A 2,367-nucleotide genomic window follows, 5' to 3' on the forward strand; every position below is an offset into this window, starting at 1 on the left:
GTCGCGAGCAACATGGGTTCGGGGAACGGGTCCTCGACCTGGACCAGGCTGCCGGTGTCCTCGGCCCATACCGCGGTGATGCCGCGCGGGCGGCCGAACTTGATGCTGGTGCTCACCTGATGGATGCCGTTGGCGAGCAGGGCGGAGGCAAGGGTGTCGCCGGGGTGCCCCGTCAGTTCCCGGCCGTCGAAGGAGAAGGTGTGGGTGGTGTCGCGGTCGACGCGTCCGCCCCGCGGGGTGCGCAGCGGTGCGTTCATCGGATCGTCGGCTTCTGCTCGTCGGGGCGGTAGACGGCTTGGAATCGGTAGGTGGCGGTGTCTCGGATGGCGTTGAACCAGCGTCGGCATCCTGCGCTGTGACTCCACCGCTCTGCGAACGGGCCCTTGGGGTTGGCGCGGAAGAAGACGTAGTGGGCCCACTGTTCGTCGGTCAGCGCCTGCGGATCTTCCGGGTAGGGCACGTGAGCCTGTCCGCCGTAATGGAATTCGGTTTCCTCCCGCGGCCCGCACCATGGGCACTCGATGAGTTGCATAGGGGTCGCTCCTGTATTCGGGTGGGAGGCTGGCTGATTCAGTGCGCGACGCCGGCAGCGCCGTGCTCGTCGACCAGCGCGCCGGTGACGAACCGATCGAGGCTGAACGGGGCGATGTACTCGTGGGGTGCGTCGTTGGCGACCGTGTCGGCCAGACACCAGCCGATACCCGGCGTCGCCTTGAATCCGCCCGTGCCCCAACCGGCGTTGAGGTACAGATTCTCGTAGTGGGCACGGCCGACGATCGGGGAGGCGTCGGGGCACACGTCGACGATGCCTGCCCACGTGCGCAGCAGATGCGCCCTGGCGAAGACGGGGAACAGCTCGACGGCGGCGGCCATTTGGCGCTCGATGACGTGGAATGCCCCACGCTGGCCGTACCCGTTGTAGGAGTCAACGCCTGCGCCCATGACCAGTTCACCCTTGTGCGCTTGGGATACGTACACGTGCACCGCATTCGACATGACGATCGTCGGGTGCACCGGCTCGAGCAGTTCGGAGACCAGCGCCTGCAGCGGATGGCTCTGCAGGGGCGTCCGGATGCCGAGCATGTCGGTCAACGTCGAGGTGTGCCCGGCCGCGCACAACAGGACCTGTCCCGCCGCGATGTCGCCGCGACTGGTGCGGACCGCGGCCACCCTCTCGCCGTTGGTGACGAACCCGGTGACCTCACAGTTCTGGATGATGTCGATCCCGGCCTGATCGGCGCGGCGGGCGAAACCCCATGCGACGTAGTCATGCTTGGCGATGCCTGCGCGGGGTTGATACGTCGCACCGAGTACGGGATAGCGGATGTCGTCGGACACGTTGACGATTGGGCAGAGCTTCTTGACCTCGTCGGGGTCGACCCACTGGGCGTCGATGCCGTTGAGCCGGTTGGCTTCCACCCGCCGAACGCTGTCGCGCACGTCCTGGAGGCTGTGGGCCAGGTTCAGCACGCCGCGCTGGCTGAACAGGATCGGGTAGTCGAGGTCTTCTTCGAGGCCCTCCCACAGCTTGAGTGCGTGCTCGTAGATGCGCGCGCTCTCGTCCCACAGGTAGTTGGACCGGATCAGCGTGGTGTTGCGGGCCATGTTGCCGCCGGCGAGCCAGCTTCGCTCGAGCACGGCGACGTTGGTGATGCCGTGGTTCTTCGCCAGGTAATGGGCGGTGGCCAGTCCGTGCCCGCCTCCGCCGACGATGACGACGTCGTAGGACTTCTTCGGTTCCGTTGTGCGCCAGAGGAATTCGGGATGCTCGGGCAGGTCGGCTCCGGGTCGGGCCGGTTTGTTGGCCAGGCCTTCGGAGTCGGGACTCATCGTCACCCTTCTGACATTCCAGTCGATTGATTACTGATATATCAATCGCGGTCTAGATTATGATCAGAAGCCTGCGACGTCAACAGGGCGGTCACGGCGGGAAAGGGGGCGGCGATGAGCCTGGCCGAGTTGTCCTCCTTGGACGCCGAGACAAGCGCGGAGACCACTGCCGATCGCGCCTACGAGGTTCTGCGCGACAGGTTGGTCATGCTCGACATTCGACCCGGCGCGCCCATCAACGACGATCATCTGGCCGCGGAACTGGGGGTGGGCCGGACACCCGTTCGCGAGGCACTCAAGCGCCTCGAACGCGACCGCCTCGTCGTCGCCTATCCCCGACGCGGCACGTTCGCCACCGCCGTGGACATGACCGACCTCGCCGACATCTCCGAGATCCGCAGACAACTGGAACCGACGGCGGCTGCCAGGGCCGCCAGGTCGGCAACGGCGGAAACCCGCACGCGTCTGACCGCACTGTCCGTGGGCGTCGCGGGGATCGACCAGACCGACGATCCCCGCGAGGTGCTTCGTCAAGAC

4 protein-coding genes are annotated in these 2,367 nt (G+C 66.4%); 1 reads left to right on the forward strand and 3 read right to left on the reverse strand.

Going from position 1 to position 2,367, the window contains the following annotated elements:
• The 3 genes from ACRDUX_RS24375 to ACRDUX_RS24385 form a co-directional block, all read right to left on the reverse strand.
• A partial coding sequence (locus ACRDUX_RS24375; RefSeq protein ID WP_526417339.1) for a 2Fe-2S iron-sulfur cluster-binding protein occupies positions 1 to 257 on the reverse strand: 257 nt, incomplete at its 3' end.
• Positions 254 to 532, reverse strand: coding sequence for a sarcosine oxidase subunit delta (locus tag ACRDUX_RS24380; RefSeq protein WP_526417340.1), 279 nt, complete (start codon positions 530 to 532; stop codon positions 254 to 256). The genes ACRDUX_RS24375 and ACRDUX_RS24380, both read right to left, overlap by 4 nt.
• A 38-nt stretch (positions 533 to 570) precedes the next feature.
• Positions 571 to 1,830 (reverse strand): sarcosine oxidase subunit beta family protein, encoded by a 1,260-nt coding sequence (locus tag ACRDUX_RS24385; RefSeq protein WP_526417342.1) that lies wholly within the window; start codon positions 1,828 to 1,830, stop codon positions 571 to 573.
• A 114-nt stretch (positions 1,831 to 1,944) separates the two neighbouring features.
• Between ACRDUX_RS24385 and ACRDUX_RS24390 the strand changes: the two genes are divergently transcribed.
• A partial coding sequence (locus tag ACRDUX_RS24390; RefSeq protein ID WP_526417344.1) for a GntR family transcriptional regulator occupies positions 1,945 to 2,367 on the forward strand: 423 nt, incomplete at its 3' end.

Origin of the sequence: Mycobacterium sp. (assembly GCF_050701675.1) — a bacterium.
In the GTDB taxonomy this organism is placed as follows: domain Bacteria; phylum Actinomycetota; class Actinomycetes; order Mycobacteriales; family Mycobacteriaceae; genus Mycobacterium.

Coding starts and splice junctions, on each gene's coding strand:
- ACRDUX_RS24380 (WP_526417340.1), bottom strand. CDS start 532: ATGCAACTCATCGAGTGCCCATGGTGCGGGCCGCGGGAGGAAACCGAA.
- ACRDUX_RS24385 (WP_526417342.1), bottom strand. CDS start 1,830: ATGAGTCCCGACTCCGAAGGCCTGGCCAACAAACCGGCCCGACCCGGA.